The organism is Kushneria pakistanensis, assembly GCF_014652795.1.
GTDB classification, from domain to species: domain Bacteria; phylum Pseudomonadota; class Gammaproteobacteria; order Pseudomonadales; family Halomonadaceae; genus Kushneria; species Kushneria pakistanensis.
Genome location: NZ_BMZM01000003.1, coordinates 345953 through 366675, shown reverse-complemented (window position 1 = coordinate 366675; position 20723 = coordinate 345953). Strand labels below are relative to the sequence as shown.

14 protein-coding genes are annotated in these 20723 nt (G+C 61.0%); all 14 read right to left on the bottom strand.

Annotated elements, in window-relative coordinates; genetic code table 11:
- Positions 1-9 precede the first annotated feature (9 nt).
- Positions 10-1983, bottom strand: a complete 1974-nt coding sequence (locus IE123_RS12110; protein ID WP_229819738.1) for an alpha-1,4-glucan--maltose-1-phosphate maltosyltransferase — start codon at positions 1981-1983, stop codon at positions 10-12.
- 177 nt (positions 1984-2160) lie between these two features.
- Entirely contained in the window at positions 2161-4386 is a 2226-nt protein-coding gene (gene glgX / locus IE123_RS12105; protein ID WP_189518526.1) for a glycogen debranching protein GlgX, read from the bottom strand.
- Positions 4387-4437: 51 nt separating this feature from the next.
- Positions 4438-4899: a DUF2934 domain-containing protein gene (locus IE123_RS12100; protein WP_189518524.1), complete on the bottom strand. Its 462-nt coding sequence runs from the start codon at positions 4897-4899 to the stop codon at positions 4438-4440.
- Positions 4900-4996: 97 nt separating this feature from the next.
- Positions 4997-7897, bottom strand: coding sequence for a malto-oligosyltrehalose synthase (gene treY, locus IE123_RS12095; RefSeq protein ID WP_229819737.1), 2901 nt, complete (start codon positions 7895-7897; stop codon positions 4997-4999).
- Positions 7890-9875, bottom strand: a complete 1986-nt coding sequence (gene malQ / locus IE123_RS12090; protein WP_189518523.1) for a 4-alpha-glucanotransferase — start codon at positions 9873-9875, stop codon at positions 7890-7892. Before malQ ends, treY begins: the two co-directional genes overlap by 8 nt.
- Positions 9872-11668, bottom strand: coding sequence for a malto-oligosyltrehalose trehalohydrolase (gene treZ / locus IE123_RS12085; protein ID WP_189518521.1), 1797 nt, complete (start codon positions 11666-11668; stop codon positions 9872-9874). The genes malQ and treZ overlap by 4 nt, the downstream gene beginning before the upstream one ends.
- Complete coding sequence (glgB, locus tag IE123_RS12080) at positions 11665-13869, bottom strand: 1,4-alpha-glucan branching protein GlgB (RefSeq protein WP_189518519.1); 2205 nt, start codon at positions 13867-13869, stop codon at positions 11665-11667. Before glgB ends, treZ begins: the two co-directional genes overlap by 4 nt.
- Complete coding sequence (gene glgA, locus IE123_RS12075; RefSeq protein ID WP_189518517.1) at positions 13869-15470, bottom strand: glycogen synthase GlgA; 1602 nt, start codon at positions 15468-15470, stop codon at positions 13869-13871. Before glgA ends, glgB begins: the two co-directional genes overlap by 1 nt.
- A 219-nt stretch (positions 15471-15689) precedes the next feature.
- Positions 15690-15863, bottom strand: a complete 174-nt coding sequence (locus IE123_RS12070; protein WP_189518515.1) for a hypothetical protein — start codon at positions 15861-15863, stop codon at positions 15690-15692.
- A gap of 47 nt (positions 15864-15910) precedes the next feature.
- Positions 15911-16978, bottom strand: a complete 1068-nt coding sequence (locus tag IE123_RS12065; protein ID WP_189518513.1) for a class I mannose-6-phosphate isomerase — start codon at positions 16976-16978, stop codon at positions 15911-15913.
- Positions 16979-17052: 74 nt separating this feature from the next.
- On the bottom strand, positions 17053-17946 hold the full coding sequence (locus tag IE123_RS12060; protein WP_189518511.1) for a metal ABC transporter permease: 894 nt from the start codon (positions 17944-17946) through the stop codon (positions 17053-17055).
- A 2-nt stretch (positions 17947-17948) separates the two neighbouring features.
- Entirely contained in the window at positions 17949-18818 is an 870-nt protein-coding gene (locus IE123_RS12055) for a metal ABC transporter permease (RefSeq protein WP_308430224.1), read from the bottom strand.
- Entirely contained in the window at positions 18815-19624 is an 810-nt protein-coding gene (locus IE123_RS12050) for a metal ABC transporter ATP-binding protein (RefSeq protein ID WP_189518509.1), read from the bottom strand. The genes IE123_RS12055 and IE123_RS12050 overlap by 4 nt, the downstream gene beginning before the upstream one ends.
- The gene (locus IE123_RS12045; RefSeq protein ID WP_308430223.1) at positions 19617-20561 is read right to left on the bottom strand and encodes a metal ABC transporter substrate-binding protein; all 945 of its coding nucleotides are present in this window, start codon (positions 20559-20561) and stop codon (positions 19617-19619) included. Before IE123_RS12045 ends, IE123_RS12050 begins: the two co-directional genes overlap by 8 nt.
- Between the last annotated feature and the right edge of the window lie 162 nt (positions 20562-20723).

The window sequence follows — 20723 nt, the reverse complement described above, 5'->3', positions numbered from 1 at the left end:
CCTGTTGGGTTACTGCGCCGGACGAAGGCGCCATATACCAAAAGGCATTTGCGGCGTCAGATGTGTGGTTTGCCACTTGCCATGCCAGACCCATCGATGACCGGTCATCAGATCCTCGCCATGCGTGTCAGCATGATCATCCAGCCCGAGTTCCCATAGCGGCAGCTCGAAGTTACCGGACTGTGCATGGAAGGGATCAAGACTGACGGCGATAAGCACCACGTTGTCCATGTCCGGCGTGGCCTTGACGAAATAGACAATGCGGTCGTTGTCGATGGTGTAAAAACGCACGTTCAGATGGGTCTGCAGCGCTGGATTCTGGCGTCTGATCCAGTTGAGTCGGGCAATCTCGGCACTGATGTTGCCGGGCGCAAAGTAGTCGCGCGCTTTCAGCTGGTACTTTTCGGAGTCGAGATACTCTTCCTTGCCCGGTACCGGCGCCGCTTCACAGAGCTCAAAACCTGAATACATGCCCCAGAGCCCCGACCCCATGGTGGCCAGTGCCGCGCGAATCAAGAATCCCGGACGACCTGAGCCCTGAAGAAAGGTCGGGTTGATATCCGGTGTATTGACGAAAAAGTTGGGCCGATAACATTCGCGCAGCGGGGACTCGTTGAGCTGGGTCAGATATTCGGTCAACTCGGGCTTGGTATTGCGCCAGGTAAAGTAGGTGTAGCTCATGGTGAAGCCGACCTTGCCCAGCCGCGCCATGATGGCCGGGCGCGTAAAGGCCTCGGCAAAAAAGATAACGCTGGGGTCGCGTGAGCGAATATCGGCAATCAGCCACTCCCAGAACGGGAAGGGCTTGGTGTGCGGATTATCCACACGAAAGATCTTCACGCCCTCATCGACCCAGCCCTGCACCACATCGCGCAGCGCCAGCCACAGACCGGGGATGGCATCCTCGGTATAGAAGTCGACGTTGACGATATCTTCATACTTCTTGGGCGGATTTTCGGCATAGCGAATCGTGCCGTCCGGACGCCAGGCAAACCAGCCGGGGTGCTCGGCAAGCCAGGGGTGGTCCGGTGAACACTGAATGGCGAAATCCAGTGCAATTTCGAGATCATGTTCCCGGGCCGCGGCCACGAGATCACGAAAATCCTCGCGCGTGCCCAGCTCCGGGTGAATGGCTTCGTGCCCGCCGTGCTCATTGCCGATGGCATAGGGGCTGCCCGGATCATCGGGACCGGGAGTCAGCGTATTGTTGCGCCCCTTGCGGTGGCTGTGGCCGATGGGGTGAATGGGCGGAAAATAGAGGACATCAAACCCCATGTCACGAATCATCGGCAGCCGGGCGTGAACGTCATTAAAGGTGCCATGACGATCGGGCTCCGGGCCTTCCGAGCGCGGGAAAAGCTCATACCAGCTGGCAAAGACTGCGCGCTCACGATCCACATCCAGCGGCATGGCCGCACTACGGCTCAGGTGATGCTGCGGGTCACACTGCTGCATGAGCGACAGGGTGTCCCGCGAGAGCAACAGCGCCACCTGTTCCTTCTCGTCCTTAGCAGCCTTCAACTTCGCCAGTAACGCTTCAAGCGCGCGCGCCTGCTCACTGCCCGCAGTAATATGCTCCAGTGCCCGGGCCACATGCGCCTGCCCTTCCTGCAGCTCCAGTGCAATCGGTACACCGGCGGCGTGTTTCTTGCTCAGTTCGTAGTGATAGGTGCCGTAGAGATCCCACCACGCCTCGATCACGAACTCATGGGTGCCAACGCTGGTGGGTGTAAAAACACCTTCCCAGAGATCGTTACCCAGCGGTCTGACCAGTGTCAGCGTTTCGGTGTGCCAGTCCTGGGCCGTGCCTTCCTGCGCATCGCGCTGCGTACAGCGCCACCGCACGCGGGCGGCCAGCACGTCGTGACCATCGGCGAAGATGACGGCGGTCACATTGACCGGCTGCCCGACAATGGCCTTGGCGGCAAAACGCCCCTGCTCAACGCCCGGGCTGATATCCTCGATGGCAATGCGATCGGCCATGGTGGCCTGCACTACCGATGCATCCTGCGTCCCCGTGCTTTGTTGGGATGTACTGCGTTGCACCATTGACATTGCTGCTCGCTCCTTTCCCTGGGCGCAGCCCTTCGTCCTTGATGGATACAGACAGGGCTGTCGGCAATCTGCCGGTGGCCATGGGCCACCGGCAGCCTGATTGGACTACCCGTTGCGACCTGCGTCGCTCTCGTCACGTACCAGCTCCAGCAGGACCATCGAACGGCTTTCGACTTCGTAGGTGCTTCCGAAATCGTAGCGATCCCCCTCTCTGCTGGCAGATTCGGCCGTGTTGAGGCGGAAAAGCCAGTGCCTGCCGGAGGAGACTTCCGGCACTGTCCAGCTGATCGGCTCATGATGGGCATTGATGATCATCAGCAGCGTACTGTGCGAGCCGGCCCGACGAATACCGGTCGGCTGTGCACGACCATCAAGCAGCACACCGATGGCGCGGGAGTGATTGGCCTCCCAGTCACCAACATCCATCTCATCGGCCTCGGGTGTCAGCCAGGTGACATCGCGAACTTCCAGCTCATCGTTCCAGTCGCCAGTGAGGAAGCGGCTGCGATGCAGCATTGGATAACGACGGCGCAGCGCAATGAGATGGCGGGTGAAGCTCAGCAGATCACGCCCTTCCTCATCAAGGTCCCAGTTGACCCAGCCAATCTCGCTGTCCTGACAGTAGGCGTTGTTGTTGCCGCCCTGGGTCCGGCCGAACTCGTCGCCGGCCAGCAGCATCGGCGTACCCTGGGAGAACATCAGGGTGGCGAGCATGTTGCGCATCTGGCGCAGGCGCAGCTCACGGATTTCCGGATCATCGGTCTCGCCTTCTACCCCATGGTTCCAGGAATAGTTGTCGTCGCTACCGTCGTTGTTGTCCTCGCCGTTGGCCTCGTTGTGCTTTTCGTTGTAGGTCACCAGATCGCGCAGGGTGAAACCGTCGTGCGCCGTGATGAAGTTGACCGACGAGTACGGCTTGCGACCACGATGGTTGAACAGATCCGCAGAACCGGTCAGACGCGTGGCGAACTCGGCCAGCTGTCCCTCATCGCCCTTCCAGAAGGAGCGCATGGTGTCACGGAACTTGTCGTTCCACTCTGCCCAGCCCGGCGGGAAGCCACCGACCTGATAGCCGCCGGGACCACAGTCCCAGGGCTCGGCAATCAGCTTGCACTGGGAGAGCAGCGGGTCCTGACGGCAGGAGTCGAGGAAACCGCCGCCTTCGTCAAAGCCGTGCGGCTCACGCCCCAGGATGGTAGCCAGGTCGAAGCGGAAACCATCCACCCGCATCTCGTCAGCCCAGTAGCGCAGCGAGTCGGTGACCATCTGCAACACACGCGGGTGAGACAGGTTCAACGTGTTACCGGTGCCGGTATCGTTGATGTAATAACGCTTCTCTTCCGGCATCAGACGGTAGTAGCTGAAATTATCGATGCCCTTCCAGGACAGCGTCGGCCCCATCTCGTTGCCTTCAGCGGTGTGGTTGTAGACCACATCCAGAATGACCTCGATACCGACGGCGTGACAGCAGGCCACCATCTGCTTGAATTCGCTGATGGTGTTGGTCGCCATGTAGGCCGGGTGCGGTGCAAAGAAGGCCAGGGTGTTGTAACCCCAGTAGTTGTGCAGCCCCTTTTCCTGCAGATGGCGGTCATCGGCAAAGGCATGAATCGGCATCAGCTCGAGTGAACTTACCCCCAGCGTGCGCAGGTGATCGAGCACTGCTGGGTCGCTGAGGCCCGAAAAGGTCCCGCGCACTGACTCGTTGACCTTCGGGTTCATCATGGTCAGGCCGCGAACGTGAGCCTCATAGAAGATTGTGCGTTCCCAGGGTACATGGATCTCGCGCGAGCGGCCCCAGGTAAAGGCCGGATCGATAACCCGGCACTTGGGAATAAACGGCGCACTGTCACGCTCGTCAAAGCTCAGGTCGCCATCTTCATGGCCGATGGTGTAGCCATAAAGGGCATCATCCCACTTGAGCTCGCCCACCAGCTGGCGCGCACAGGGATCGATCAGCAGCTTGTTGGGGTTGAAACGGTGGCCGTTTTCCGGCTCGTAGGGACCGTGTACCCGGTAGCCATAAAGCTGGCCCGGACGGGCGTCCGGCAGATAGCCGTGCCAGACCTCATCGGTAAACTCCGGCAGTTCGATGCGCTCAAGCTCTTCTTCGCCATCATCGCTGAAAAGACAAAGTTCCACGCTTGTAGCGTGTGCAGAGAAGATCGCGAAGTTGACGCCAAGGCCGTCCCAGTTGGCACCCAGTGGATAGGGCAGCCCTTCACGAACCCTGCTGCGTTGCTGGCCGGATGCCGAATTGACAGGCCCTTCACGCCCACCCGAGGTAATACCGGGCGTTGGTCCGCCAGGATGAATCGGTGTTGTCGTCATACATCACTCCCGAAAGGGAAATAAAAGAATTCTGGCCGTGCAGAGGCGCGGCTACTGGTCTGACTTGTCATCGTTACTGCTGTCACTGTTCTTGCGACTGGCCGTCGTCTCTTTCCCGGCGGCCGTCTTTTTCTTCGTGGCGGTCGTTTTCCGAGCGCCTGTCGCTGTCTTGCCGGCCGCAGCTTTTGACGTTGTGACCTTGTCGTCAGTGCTACTGGCAGTGCTGCGCCGTTTGGTGGTACTGGCGCGCCTGGCAGGTGCCTTTTTGGCCGCCGGCTCGGCGGTCGTATCGGAAGCCGCCTCCCCATCAGCGGCGTCAGCGACCGGCTCGACCGGTTTTTTGCTGCGCGCTGTCGGGCGGGGCTGGGCGTCCTGGGGGACATCGGTAATACGCTCGGCGGCTACCAGGCGACAGGCCATGTTCCAATGACGCTCGGCCTGCCCTTCAGGGCAGTCCTCGGCCTCCCAGAGCCGGTAGGCCAACAAGCGAATGCGAAGCTGATCGTCTGCCATGTGCTCCATTCTCCGTCATGGGTCATGCCGTTGTTGCCCGGCAGACCCGTATAGTGTCTGAAAGGCCCCGACAGGCATCGGGGCCCATGGTGATGGTTTACACCGACTGCATCTGATCGCTGCGGGTCACGCCGGTCTGCGTGGGCTCGGCCTGCATGGCCTGATCGCTGGTGGCCATGACGGGGGCTGTCTCACGAAACAGCACACAAAAAGGCAGTGATGACATGAGCTCAGCCATCGGCGCCTGCAGGCTGACCGGCTGACCGGTCGCCAGCGATTGCCAGCCCCCGGCTTCATCATCCGGGCACTTCACCCGCGTATTGCCCCAGTGCGATGAGGAAATCTGTAGCGAATCATCTTCCAGCAGCGAGCCACCATGACGTACGGCGATCACCATGACGGTCTGGCCTGCATGCTCACGCGTGAACCCGATCAGCTGCCCGGCGCGCTCGCCTTCAAAGTCGAGCGCCTGATAATCACCGTGCAGGAAAGGCTCCGGCAGGCGCTGCCTGAGTCCCAGCACCTGAGTAATCAGCGCCTGCTTGATGCACCCGTCACGCCAGTGCTCGATCAGCTCAGGCAAGGAGCGGTCATCGGCCAGCTGCGCACGACGTTCATCGAAGTCGACCGGACGACGGTTATCGGGATCAACCAGTGAAAAGTCCCAGCGCTCGGTGCCCTGATAGCAGTCCGGCACACCCGGCACGGTCATGCGCAGCAGGGTCTGTACCAGTCCGTTGAGCGCTCCCGCCGGGCTGATGGTGGCCACCATGTCGTAAATGGATTGACGCAGGGACGCCCCGCGAGCATCGGTGAGCAGCGTCATGACGAAGTCACGACACTGCGCCTCATGATCTTCATCAGGATAGAGCCAGTGTGAATTCAGCTTGGCCTCGCGCAGGGCCTTTTGCTGCCAGTCGGCAATACGTTCGGCAAACTGCTCAAGCCCCTGGGCGTCATCGGGCGCCAGTGTCAGCGGCCAGGCACCAGCAATGAGCTGATAGATCATCATCTCTTCCGCCGTGGAAGGCCCGACAGATGCCCCATCGTGGGAAGGCTGACGCAGCGATGAGGAAGCCGTCAGCCATTCACGTACCCGTTCGGCCCAGGTATCGCCCCACTCCGACAGCGCCGCCAGCCGCGCGCGCACATCCTCGCCGCGCTTGTGATCGTGCGTCGCCGTGGTGACCAGCGTGCCGGGGAAGTGACGTGCCTGCCAGGCATTGAAGCGGTGAAAGCCCTCGCTTGAGCCTGCAAAGTGGGCGCCGTCAAAGCCGACATCATTGCGTGAGATCAGCACGGTGCTGCGGTAGCCGGCCGTATCTTCCACTGCCTTGGCCGCCAGCGGCGAGGTCAGCTGGGCAAAGCGCACAATGGCGTTACGCCGCAGCCGACAGCCCAGCTCATCATCATTGGCGGGCGCCTCGCCGCCCAGCCAGTCATAGAGCTGATCCAGCACCATCTGGTCCGGCGGGGTGAGGTTGTCCCGCGCAGCAACCATGGCATGGGCAAAGAAGTTCTCGTCGCGCGGTGCCAGACCCTGGTCGTCGGCATAGGTGCGATAGATCGGGAACTGCACGGCAAGCTCACACAGCGCGCGGCGAATCATGGCCGGCGTCATGTCCCGGGTCATGGGATCATGACGGGCCACATCGGACAGCGCCCGTACCGTGCGCTCAAACTCGGTGGCCAGCGCACTGTGGATCAGCTCGCGCCGGGCCCGGGCCACCTCCGCCTCAAAACTGTGCTCCCGGCCCGACAGTGACTGCCATAGCGCCTTGAGCGGCGCCTCGCCTTCCGGGTCGTGCTGCAGCTTTGAGACCGCGTTCATGAACTCATAGCCGGTAGTGCCGGTCACGCCCCAGTCCAGCGGCAGCGACTCGTTACCCTCCAGAATCTTCTCCACGAAGATCGGCATCGGTGTCTCGGGCGCTCCCCCGGGGCGACGTGTGGCCGCCTCATCCACCCGGGCGCGCAACAGACGACAATAGCCGGCCGGGTCGGCCAGCCCGTCCACGTGATCTAGACGCACACCGTCAATCAGGCCGCGCTCGATCAGCTCCAGCAGGTAGACATGGGTCTGGGCGAAGACCGCGGGGTCATCCACTCGCAGGGCACCGAGTTCGGTGATATCAAAAAAGCGCCGCCAGTTGAGGCTGTCATTGGCCGTACGCCACCAGGCCAGCCGATAGTGCTGGCGCTCCAGCAGGACGTGTAGCCGCTCGGCGCCTTCCGGTTCTTCGGGGTTGTAGCGTGCCAGCAGGGTATTGAGCGCAGCGCGGCCTTCATCGGTGCGCACGTATTCAGCAAGTGCCAGCCCTGCCCGTTCAGCGCCTTCTTCCAGCGATACGGCGTCTTCGATCTGCTCGAAGAGCCGCGCCTGTTCGCCCATGCCGTTTTCCAGCAGCATCAGCGCATGACAGCGCGGATCAATCGGGAAGCAGTGCTCGAAATAATCGACATGAAAAAGCCCGGTCGTCTCATCCAGCGCCAGCTTCATGTCGCCCGACACCAGCGCTTGGCCATAGGCCTCGCCCAGAAAGGGCACCAGCAGACGGCCTTCAAGCGTCGGATCCCCATTATCGCGCCAGTTGATGTCGAACATGTCGGCAAAGCGACCGGACGGCCCCCAGCGCAGCACATCCTGCCAGTAGGGGTTCTCCCGTCCGCCCACGGCCAGGTGGTTGGGGACAAAATCCACAATCAGCCCCATGCCGTGCGCCCTGAGACGCTCTACCAGCCGGATCAGTGCCGCTTCATCACCAATCTCGGGGTTGAGCCGGGTGGGGTCGATGCCGTCATAACCATGTGTGGAGCCGCTGCGTGCTGCCCACAGCGGCGAGGCATAGAGATGGGTAATGCCCAGACCTGCGAAATAGTCGACCAGTGCCTCGGCATCATCGAGCGTGAAGTCCTTGTGAAACTGCAGGCGCAGACACGACAGCAGCGGTTGCTGGTCCGGCACGTTCGATGGTGCATCCATGGATATCTCACTCATGCGGCCCTGCTCCTGCGCGTGCGTTGGTCATTGCCCGAAGTCTTGCCACGACAGCCGGGGTTTCAAACATGTCATCCACCGTCAAGGGTAGACGACGGCGCCAGTTGGGATGTTCATCCAGCGTCCCCGGCAGATTGGGCTGCTCTTCAAGTCCCAGCAGGTCCTCAAGCTGTAGCAGCACCAGTGGCGAGGGTGTGGCGCCGATATGGCGTGCCGCGGCTTCAAGCCACGTATCGCTGTCAGCATCTGGGGCAATCCCGAGTGTTCCGGCCAGCGCGACAATGTCCTGCTTTCGCATCTCGCGCTGCTGCTCGGGCGTTTCGCCTTCCCCCAGCATGTCGAGTTTGATGCGCCAGTCCAGATCGCGTCCCACTCTCCAGCCGGCGACCGTGGGCAGGTCATGGGTGCTGGTCATGGCCACGGCCCGCGCCGGGTAATCCCGTGCCGGCGTGAAGTCCTCTTCCTCACGTTCAAACCACAACACGCCCATGCCCAGAATCCCGAACTGCTCCAGACGCTCACGAAACTCGGGCTCTACCGTGCCCAGATCCTCACCGATGATCAGGGCGCGATGACGCCAGGACTCGAGTGCAATCAGGCGCAGCAGCGACTGCTCCGGATAGCGCACGTAAGCGCCTTCGGTCGGCGAGGCGCCTTCAGGGATCAGCCACAGGCGGGAAAGCCCCATGATGTGATCGATGCGCAGGCCTCCGGCACCATGCAGGCAGGCCCTGAGCGTGGCGATAAAGCCATCAAAGCCATACTCGATCAGCCCCTGCGGCGAGAAGCCGGTTACGCCCCACTCCTGACCGTTGGCGTTGAAATCATCCGGCGGTGAACCGATCCGCAGCTTGCCCAGCATCTCTTCCGGGCGGCTCCAGGCCTGGCTGCCGTGCGGGTCCACGCCCACTGCGATATCAGCGATCAGCCCAATACGCTGACCCGCTTGTGTGGCGCGCTGCTGCACGGATTCAAGCTCGCGGGCAATCTGCCACTGTGCGAAAGCGTAGAAGGCCACGCGATCGGCATGTTGTTGACTGAAAGTCTCAACCGCCTCGCTGGTGACATCCTGCATGTCGCTGGGCCACGCATGCATGGGGCCCAGCGCTTCGCTGATGGCTTCAAAGCGACAGTGGTTTTCAAGCGTCTCGCCGCCTTTTTTGCGAAAGGCACTCAGAGCCTGCTGGTCGGTTTCGGAGAGCGCGGCAAAATCGCGCTCGAGTGCCTGCCAGCGCGTATGGCTGACGTGGTCATAATCCACCAGCGCTGCCTGATCACTATCGGCCCCTGTCTTGCCCGAGGCGCTGTAAAGCGGATTGAAGGCCAACCGGGTCGACGGCGAATAGGGCGAAAAACGCTCGGGCTGGTGCGGAAAAAGGGCATGCACCGGGCTGATGGCCAGTGCGTCCAGTCCCTGGCGGCCGGCGCGCTCGGCAAGACGACCCAGCGCCTCGCAGTCACCGATGCCCCCGTCGTTGTCACGACGCAGGCCGTAGAGCTGTACGCCCAGGCCCGACATGGCCTTTTCGCCGTCGCTGGCGAGCGTGGCCGCATCCATGCAGCGATGCGGTGCAACCGCCAGACGCCGCTCCTGCCCTTCGATCTGCAGGCGGTAATAGCCGGGTTCGGACACCGCTTCCAGCTGCCCCCGGGCGTTGATGCGGCCCTGTTGGGTGCGGCCATCTTCATCGATCAGGGTGTAGTCGGTATCCGCAGCAACCGCTCCGGGCAGGTCGATGCCCTGTTCGATTTCGCCGATGATCAGCGGTGGCCACTCGGCCAGGGTCGCCGGCGTGTTCAGACGCTCGATGGCGGCTCGACTCTCTTCGATGTCGGCCGGTGAGCCGGTGCGGTAGCCAAGCCCCTCCAGCACGCCCTTGATGGTGGCGTCATCCAGACGGCGCGGGCGGTCCTGGCTGTCCTGCCAGTCGATGACGATGCCGGCAGCCTCGGCCAGCGATATCAGTGTGGAATTCATAGATGGCTGCTCAGACAGGCGCGAATCGCTCCCGGTGCCAGCGTGCTGGCATCGCTCGATTCACCAAGTTCATAGAGTCGCTGCCCTTCGGGGGCATCGATGCTGACACGCTGCTTGCCCAGATTGACGGCAATGCCCAGCACGGTGCCATCACCCATGCGCCAGTGCGCCAGCACGGCGCCCTCGCCCAGCGGTACGGCGCCCATCGGACGGGTGCCCTGCAGGCGCGGCATGATTTCGGCGTGGCGAATATCAAGCAGCGTCATGTAGCGGGTATGCCACATGGCGGCTTCGGCCTCATCTTCCGCGCCGGCTGTCGGAATGGACTGTTCAAAGGTGGATACCGCATTGGGGTCAGGAATCTGTGCGCGTGTTTTCTCATCCTTGAAATGGGAGAACTCGGCAAACTCGCTGCGACGACCTTCGCGCACGGCATCGGCCAGCTCATCGCGATGATCGGTAAAGAAAAGAAACGGATTGCGTGCGCCGTGCTCTTCGCCCATGAAGAGCATCGGAATCATCGGGCACAGCAGCAAAAGCGCTGTTGCGGCCTCAAGACGCTCCTGATCGACCAGCGAGATGAGACGCTCGCCCATCGCCCGGTTACCGACCTGATCATGATTTTGCAAAAAGGCGATAAAGGCCGTGGTGGGCAGATGGCCGCTGGGCTCGCCGCGCGGATGGCCGCGACGATCATTCTGGCCCTGAAAGATAAAGCCGCCGTGCAGGGCACTGGCGAGCTTGTCGGTGCCATGGTCGCAGTAATCGGCGTAGTAGCCTTCATGCTCGCCGGTCAGCAGCGCATGCAACACGTTGTGAACATCATCGTTCCACTGCGCGGTGTAGGCATTTTCCAGCAACGAGGCACTGTTGCGCTCGTTTTCAAGCATCAGATGAACATGACGCGTATCGTTGACCTGCGCCTTGATACGCTCGCTCATTTCCAGCAGGAAGGCATCGTTGTCGATGGCATGTACGGCGTCAAAACGCAGGCCATCAAAGCGATACTCTTCGACCCACATCAACGCGTTGTCGATGAAGAAATCCTTCACCTGAGAACGATTGAAATCGATCGCATCGCCCCAGGGCGTTCGCTTGCCGGTAAAGAAGTCGCCCGCATAGTGCGGCAGATAGTTGCCGTCCGGCCCGAAGTGGTTATACACCACGTCCAGAAAGACCATCAGCCCCAGCCCGTGGGCCTGATCGATCATGGCCTTGAGCTGATCCGGCGTGCCGTAGGAAGCCTCGACAGCGTAGGGCAAGACCCCGTCATAGCCCCAGTTGCGCGCACCGGGAAACTCGTTGATGGGCATCAGCTCAATGGCGGTAATGCCCATCGATGCCCAGTCCTGCAGGCGCTCACGGATGGCGTCAAAACCACCCAGGGCGCCGACATGGATTTCCAGAATGACGGTTTCATGCCAGGGCCGGCCCTGCCAGTGGGCGTTTTTCCAGACATGATGCCTTGGATCGATGACCACGCTGGGCCCGGTCACATCCTCGTGCTGGGCACGCGCTGCCGGGTCGGGTACGGCCAGCTCATCACTGATGCGATAGCGATAGTGCGCACCCGGCGGGCACTCGAGCTCAAGGGTAAAATCCCCGTCATCGTTCTTCTCCATGAGAAGAATTTCGGGCTCATCGTTTGGTGCACGTGACAGCTCCAGCGTGACCGTCTCGACGCCGGGTGCCCAGAAGGTAAAGCGGGTGTGCCGATCATCCAGCACTTTTGCCCCGTAATGGCAGGCGTGAGAAAACCGATCATCGGTGGATTCGGATACGGAAGCACTCATGTTGGCCAGTCTCCCTGACGCAGATAAAGCGTACTTAGTGGTGGTAGCGTCAACAGCAGTGACGCAGGATGATCATGGCTGGGCTCGGGGTGTGCGTGTAAGGCACTCCCGTTGCCCTGATTGCTTCCAGCATAGAAGACACTGTCGCTATTAAATATCTCGCGCCACACACTCATGACCGGCACACCGATGCGATAGTGATGGCGCACCACCGGTGTCAGGTTGCAGACCACCAGCAGCGGCGCTTTGCCGGGCTCGGCATGACGCAGAAAGGCAATGACGCTGTTAGTGCTGTCATCGCCGACCACCCATGAAAATCCGGCCGCTTCACTGTCACAGACATGCAGCGCCGGGTCCTCGACATAGATACGGTTGAGATCGGCAATGGCGCGTGAGAGCCCACGCGGACCGGCCTCATCCAGACGCTCCCAGTCAAGCTCACGGTCGTGATCCCACTCGCGGTACTGACCCAGCTCGGTACCCATGAATAGAAGCTTTTTGCCGGGATGGGCCCACATGAAGGCCAGATAGGCGCGCAGCCCGGCAAGCTTTTGCGCTTCATCACCGGGCATTCTGGACAGCAGCGAGCCCTTGCCGTGTACCACCTCGTCGTGGGAAAGCGGCAGTACGAAATGCTCGGAGAAGGCGTACTGCAGACCAAAGGTCAGATCACCATGGTGCCAGGAACGATACAGCGGATCGCGGGACATATAGGACAGGGTGTCGTGCATCCAGCCCATGTTCCACTTGAAGGTAAAACCAAGCCCGCCGGCAGCGGTCGGTGCGGTCACGCCCGGCCAGGCAGTGGATTCCTCGGCGATCATCATGACCCCCGGACAGCGCTCGGCGATGGTGTCGTTGAGTTCACGCAGGAAATCAACCACCTCCAGGTTCTCGCGCCCTCCGTAGATATTGGGCAGCCAGGCATTATCGCTGCGGCTGTAATCCCGATAGAGCATCGAGGCAACAGCGTCCACACGAAGCCCATCGATATGAAAATGCTCAAGCCACTCCAGAGCGCTGGCGATCAGAAATCCTCTGACCTCATTGCGCCCCAGGTTATAGATCAGCGTGTGCCAGTCAGGGTGAAACCCTTCACGCGGGTCGTCATGCTCATAGAGTGCGGTGCCATCAAAGCGCACCAGCCCGTGCTCGTCGGCCGGAAAGTGGGCCGGCACCCAATCAAGAATGATGCCGATGCCGGCGCCGTGACAGGCGTTGACGAAACGGGCAAAGGCCTCGGGTGTTCCCATGCGTGCCGTGGGGGCGAACATGCCGATGGGCTGATACCCCCACGACCCGACAAAGGGATGTTCACTGATGGGCATCAGCTCGATATGGGTAAAGCCCATGTCGGCGACCCAGGGAATCAAGCGGGATGCCAGCGTGTCCCATTCCAGCGTATTGCCGTCATGATCGTGCTGCCAGGAAAGGACATGCAGCTCATAAATGGACAGCGGCGCCGTGCGGATATCGCTGGCATCGCGTCGTCTGAGCCAGGCATGGTCATGCCAGTTGAAGGGGCGATTGCTGGCGACCACGGAAACGTCCAGCGCCGTCGTTTCGGTTCGGCGGGCCAGTGGATCCACCTTGTGGCGAAGCTGGCCGTCACGATCGAGAAGCTCAAAGCGATAACGTTCACCGGCCTTGAGGTTCGGCACGAAGATGGCCCATATGCCGCTGCCTTCATGGCGCTGCATGGCATGACGTCGCCCGTCCCAGACGTTGAAATCGCCCACGACCGACACGCGCTGTGCATTGGGCGCCCAGAGCGTGAAACGTACGCCATCCACACCATCGATCGCCGTCGGGCAGGCACCGAACACGCGCGCCAGCTCCCGGTGGCGACCTTCACTGAAAAGGTGAAGATCAAGCTCGCCCGGCAGCGGCGCAAATCGATAGGGATCTTCGGTAATCTGTATGACGTCGTCCGGCCAGGTAATACGCAGGCGATAACGCGATCCACGGGGCAGACGCGCGCAATAAATGCCGCCCTCCCCGGCCTCGGCTTCGGCCAGTACCTGATGCACGGCATCAATCAGCTCAACCCGTTCAGCTCCGGGCAATAGCACGCGTACCAGCGTTTGATCCCCATCCTCATGTGGGCCCAACCAGCGAAACGGATCATCGTGTCGCGCCTGTACAAGGCGTGACAGGGCCTCACGCTCGCCCTGGGAAGCGCTGGAATATGCGGTCGCCATTATATGCTCACATGTCTTAACGAATGAGTCGTTACCCCTGCAGGTACCATCAGCTGATGATAGAGGCGTCGATAGGGTGTTACTGATAGCCGCCACTGATAGTGGATGGCCATGGCTGCACGACGCATGGCATAGAAAAGCTCGGTGCAGCCGAAGATGCGAAACGCACGATCAATGGCTTTCTGGAAATCCTGCTGCGAGAGCTCGTCAAAGAGAAACCCGGTAACACCGTCCTCGATCGTGTCCGCGAGCCCGCCGGTACGATGGGCAATCGGCAGTGACCCAAAGCGCTGGGCATACATCTGCGACAGGCCACAGGGCTCAAAGCGTGACGGCATCAACAGGAAATCGCTGCCGGCAAAGATGCAGCGCGCCTCGCGCTCGCTGAAACCGATATGCACGCCGATGGCGCCGGGGAATCGTGCCTCGAGATTGCGCAGGGCATTTTCGATGGCAGGCTCGCCACAGCCGATCACGACCAGCTGGCCACCGGCGCGCACGATGGATTCAGCCGCGGCAATGGTGAGATCAAGGCCCTTCTGATGCACCAGTCGGGAGACCACGGCAAAGACCGGGCCATGACTGACGGCCAGTCGGAACATGCGTCTGACGTGATCGGTATTGGCGCGCTTGCCGGCCCAGTCATTGGTAGCAAAGGCGCAGGCCAGATAGGCATCCGTCTGTGGATCCCAGCTGTCATCGATGCCATTGGCGATACCGCTCAACCGCTTTTCCCGTGCACAGTCCGACAGCAGCCCTTCAAGTCCACAGCCGAAGGCCGGCGTGGTGATCTCGCGGGCGTAGGTTTCACTGACCGTGGTGATGTGATTGCTGTAGATGATGCCGGCCTTCATGAAGGAAAGCCGATCATAAAACTCGAGTCCCTGCGCGGTGAAGGCGCTGTCGGGAATGCCCAGCCGGCTCAGATATTCAGGACCATAGAGCCCCTGATAGGCCAGGTTGTGGATGGTGTAGACACACGGCGTATCATCGTTGTTCCAGCGCAGATAGCCTGCCGCCAGGCCGGTCTGCCAGTCATGCAGGTGCAAAAGATCAGGATGCCAGCCCTGATCGTCAAAGCGACCTTCCGGCGTCTCCATGGCCATCTGGGCCGCCGCCAGCGACAGCCGCGCAAAGCGAATGGCGTTGTCTTCCCATTCCACGCCCTGCTCGTCGAGATAGGGACTGCCCGGGCGATCATAGAGCTCGGGGCAGATCAGGACATAGACGGTCAGACCTTCAGGCAGTTCGATACGGCCCAGATCGCAGGCGGGAATGTCGGCAAGACCGGGCAGATGATCGATGACATGAACCGGCCAGATGCTTTCCAGGACCTCGCGGTAGGCCGGCATCAGAACGCGCATGTCATAGTGATTGAGAAGCGCACGCGGCAGCGCCGCCGAGACATCGCCCAGCCCACCGACCTTGACAAAATCGGCCAGCTCCGAGGTCACAAACAGGATGGGGTCGGACGGCTCGCTCTGACCGGCAGGTACACCGTGGCGCGCAAGGGAGGCTGATACGGATGAGACAGGAGTAGTGGTTTTTAACGTATGCGTAGCGTGAGCCACAGTGGCATCAACAACGGCTGAATTAGACATGCGCAACCTCCTTGCGAAGCGCGCTGACGCCGAAGTGTCTCGAGCCATCAAGCGGTACAGGTGGCAGCCCTGTAGGGCACCGGCTTCTCAGGCGGTACCCACCAGAACACTGTACGGACATCGTTTCTATCGACATTCCTTATCGATAAACGATCGCTCATGGTCGGCTGTGCATCCGGCACCACCGCTACTGATAATCCATTGAAGATGGTGCCGGCGTCATATCGCCATGCCGAACCATGGGCCAGATATAGCGTGAACCGCCAGCAGCGTCAAAGCCCTTTTAGGTCGAGCATCGTCAATTTTGTAACTTTCTTGAACACGATAACCTGGATTAAAAATTTTCATAAAAGAAACGCTGTTTGCGCCATATTGATGAACAATCGCTGTCATTTTCTGCCCATCGTCTCCTGACGGTTATTCCACGGAATTTTCTTTGATTACAGCGGTTCGACGCCCTCGATATCACCAAGGCGCGCAAGCTCCCCGGATGTGAAACCGGCACCTTCAAGAGAAGATGTCAGCGCTTCAAGATCGGGTACGTAACTCATCAGCACCTCGGCGCGTCCCTCAAGGGTCACCTCACCCAGCGCAGCCGGCAGAAGCACGGATTCGCCGCGCTCAAGAGGCACTTCCTCGCCATTGGCCTGAAGGGTAAAGGGCGAACCCAGATTGGATATCAGCGTGGCGCGGTCAATCGGCCGGGTATAGGTGGTGTCGATCAGCACGCGCTCCAGCGCAAAGAAGGGACCTGCGCAGCAAAAGCGCCGCTCCACCCCTGGCGCCTCGCGAATGCTCAAGGGTGTAGAGGGGACCGTCTGCAGTGACAGATCAATCTCTTCGAGCAGGGCATCGATATTGTCTTCGCGCTGTTCATGACTGATCTCGCTGCCATCCTCCATCTGCCAGCCCATGGCATGCTGCTGATGGTCGGCCTGCTGCTGCACTTCATAGAGCAGCGTGTCCGGGCCAAAGCTGTGCAAAAGCCCGGCCTGCACATAAAGCGTATCGCCGGGGCGAATTTCGATACGGTGCATCACATCGTCAAAGCGATCCTCCAGCAGCGCCTTTCGCAACGTGTCGTGATCCACTCCGTCCCTGACGCCTGCCAGCAGCGTGGCACCGGGTGCGGCGTGCAGAATGTGCCAGGCCTCGGTCTTGCCATGTGACCAGGTCTGCTTGCGCCGCGCCGTGGGGCCGTTGGCGTGCAGATGGACGGGCAACATGCCGGTGGCATCAATGAACTTGGCCAGTACCGGAAAATGCGGCCCGTCAAAGCCTTCTCCTACCAGCGACTCGGGGTACTGCTCGACCAGCGCATGCAGGGACTCCCCTGCCAGCTCACCGTTGGTGACCCGGGCGCCCTTGCCCTCGATATCGCTGCTCTCCCAGCTTTCGGCGACCCGGCCTTTTGGCAGGCCCTGGCGCCCCAGGACCTGTTCTATCTGCCGACCGCCAAAAATATGCGGGGCGTAAAAGGATGTCAGTTTCAGGGGGTACCAGCGCATGCCACTCTCCTTGTATGCCGTCAACGCGGAACATGTGGCCTGCCAGTCTAGACGGGATATTGCGGATACACCTCCTAGCCCTGAGCAGCCTCCCTGTCGGCACGAATGGCACGCCAGACACGTATCTTCTGGAAAATCACGCCGCGCTCTGGAGCAAAAAGAAAGGCCAGCAGAAACAGGAACGCCTGAATGAGCACGATGACACCGCCGGTTTCGACATCCACATGAAAGCTCAACATGACGCCCGAGAGTACCGAAAGCCAGGTACTGGTCACGGCCATCATCATCATCGAAGCGAGCCGACGGGTCAGCAAAAAGGCCGTGCAGCCCGGTGTGACCAGCATGGCAATCACCAGCACAACGCCCACGGCCTGAAGCGCCATGACGGTGGCAAGCGTCAGCAGTACCGTCAGCAGAAGCTGTAGCCGGCGGGTATTGAGCCCCACCACCTGCGCCTGCTGCGGATCAAAACAGTACAGACGAAGATCACTGAATTTCAGGATCACGGCCCCCAGCACGACAATGCCGGTCACAACGAGCTGATAACGCGTTGAGGCCTCGATCCCCAGCAGATTGCCCAGCAGAATGTGCATGAAGTGCACATCCGAGGGCACCATCGCCACCAGCACCATGCCAAGCGCCAGAAAGCCGGTAAAGGAGATGCCCAGCACGGCATCGGTGCGAATGCGACAGTGTCGCTCGATCAGGCCGGCCCCCAGCAGGCAGCACAGTGCGCTGACAAGTGCGCCGATCACCATGGGGATGCCGGCAAGCCAGGCCAGCACGATGCCCGGCACCACGGCATGCGAGGCGGCATCGCCGACCAGCGACCACCCCTTCAACACGATCAGACACGACAGGACGGCACAGACCGTGCCGACCAGCAGCCCCATCCACAATGCCTGACGCATGAAATCCAGCGTCAGCGGCAAGACAAACAGGGTCAGCATCTCGTTCAGTGCACTCATGCTCACTCCTCGCCGACGGCCCGCGATGCAGGACGCCGCCGGGCCAGCAGCCCATGACGCGGTGCCAGCACAAAAATGATCAGAAAGCACAGGGTCTGCAGCAGCACAATGGTGCCGCCCACCGAGCTGTCCATGAAATAGCTCGCCCAGCTGCCCGTAAAGGCGCATAGACCGCCAATCAGCGGGGCCAGCCACAGCATGTGGCCGAAGCGGTCAGTGAGCAGCCAGGCACAGGCGCCGGGCGTGATCAGCATCGCCACTACCAGCAGTGCGCCCACGGCCTGCAGTGCGCCCACGGTCATCAGTGATAGCGTCGACAGCAGCAGCACATTGAGCCAGACGGTATTGAGACCGCTTACACGGGCATGGCCCTCATCAAAGCAGTACAGCATCAGGTCCTTCCAGCGCAGCGACAGCACGACGATACAGACCAGCGAAATGATGACCAGTTGAACGGTTTCCGCATCGCCAATACCCAGCAGATTGCCAAAGAGAATCGTGCTGAGCTGCACGCCGCTCGGATTCAGCGAGATCAGCACCAGGCCCAGCGCCAGAAAGGACGAGAAGACCACGCCGATGGCCGCATCGTTTTTTAGCGCCCCCTGCCCCTTGATCAGCCCGATGCCACCCACCGCCAGCAACGCGCTGATAAAGGCAGCCGGGGCAAACGGCAGGCCGAGTGCATAGGCAATCGCAATGCCCGGCACCACGGCGTGGGAGAGCGCATCTCCCAGCAGCGACCAGCCCTTGAGTACTACATAGCAGGAGAGCCAGCCACACACGGCGCCGATCAGCGTGCCAACCCAGATGCCGCGCGTCATGAATTGATAATCAAATGGCGCCAGCAACAGCGCGATCGGATCACCACTCATGACAGACTCCATGACGCCGTGCGCTCAGGGAGATCTGCCTCGACGCCCGACAGCACCGTGTCGGCCATGACATCGCCGAAGGTGGCTGCCAGGTGGCGCTGGGTGAAGGTGGTGGCCACCGGCCCGAAGGCGATGAGCTGCCTTGAGACCATGGCCACGTGATCACAGTACTGCGGCACATTGGACAGCGCATGGGTCACGATCAACACGGTCACGCCCTCTTCGCGCAGGCCGCTGATCAGCGCCATGATGCCCTGCTCGGTATGGGCATCCACGCCCGTAAAGGGCTCATCAAGCACCAGAATGCGGCTGCCCTGGGCCAGGGCGCGGGCCAGAAAGACCCGTTTTTTCTGACCACCGGAGAGCATGCCGATCTGCTTGTGGGCGAGGTCGGTAATCTCCATGCGGGTCATGGCCGCCTCCACATGGCGACGATCGGTGGCCGAAGGGATGCGCAGCCAGTTCATCTGCCCCTGGCGTCCCATCATGACCACATCACGCACCGAGACCGGAAACTGCCAGTCCACCTCTTCGGCCTGGGGCACATAGGCGACGAGATTGCGCTTTTGCGCCTGGCGCACCGTCATCCCCATCAGCTGTACCCGGCCGCTGGTCGGACGTGTAAACCCCAGAATGGTTTTGCACAGGGTGGACTTGCCGCTGCCGTTGGGGCCGATCAGGGCGCAGACGCAGGCGTGAGGCAGGGTCAGCGAAATATCCTGGATGCCCAGATGGCCGTCAGGGTAGCGCACGCTGGTACGTGACACCTCGATGGCCGGGCCGTCATGTTGATATTGATCACTCAAGATCGAACCCCTCTTGTATCAGCCGGGCGTTGTAGTGCAAAAGCGTTTCGTAATCGGGCACCGGCCCATCGCTGCGGGACAGCGAATCGACATACAGCGCACCGCCGTAACGCGCGCCGGTCTCGGAGGTGACCTGCTTCATGGCCCGGTCGTTGACCGTGCTTTCACAAAAGGTCACCGGGATATTATCGGCCTTGAGATCGTCAATCAGGCGGCGCACCTGCTGCGGCGTCCCCTCCTGCTCGGCATTGACCGGCCACAGATAGCGCTCGCGAAAGCCGTACTCACGGGTCAGATAGGAAAAGGCGCCTTCGCAGGTGGCCAGCGTGCGCCGCTCGTCAGGAATGCGGGCAAAGGTTTCCTTCAATTCCCGATCCATGGCCTCAAGCCGCTCTCTGTAGGCCTTCGCATTGCGGTTATAGGTATCGGCCTGCCCGGGGTCCAGCGCGACCAGTGCCTGGCGAATATTCTCGACATAGATCAGGCCATTGCGCGGCGTCATCCAGGCATGAGGATTGGGACGCCCCCTGTAGGGTCCCTCGCCCAGGCCGATGGGTTCAATACCCTCGGTCAGCACGGCCGTGGGCACATCACCCATGCCCTGATAGAAACGCTCGAACCAGCGCTCCAGCCCCATGCCGTTATATAAAATGAGATCGGCCCGGCGGGCCTTGAGGATATCGCGCGGGGTGGGGGCATACTCATGAATTTCAGCGCCCGGGGGCACGATGGAGACCACATCGAGTGCATCACCCGCGACCTGGCGGGCCATGTCAGCCATGATCGTGAAGCTTGCCACCACGGTTTTGCGCTCCTGCGCCAGAGCCGTACTGGAGAGCAGCATCAGCGCCAGCAGCAGCCAGACCGGCGCTGCCTGAGCGCGCGATACATAGCGGCGCGCCTGCATGGCAGCGCCCGTATTAACGTCTGATCTCATGGCGAACCTCCCTTGCGCGGTATTTTTATAAAGTGCTCATGAAATCCTATTTAACCATGGTTAAAAAAGAAAGCCCGAGTTGCTTAATTCATGCTGATGAATCATGACGTCCTGTCAACTTCCCCTCTCGCAACCCCGGCAGGGCTGGGGCAACATGCCGAT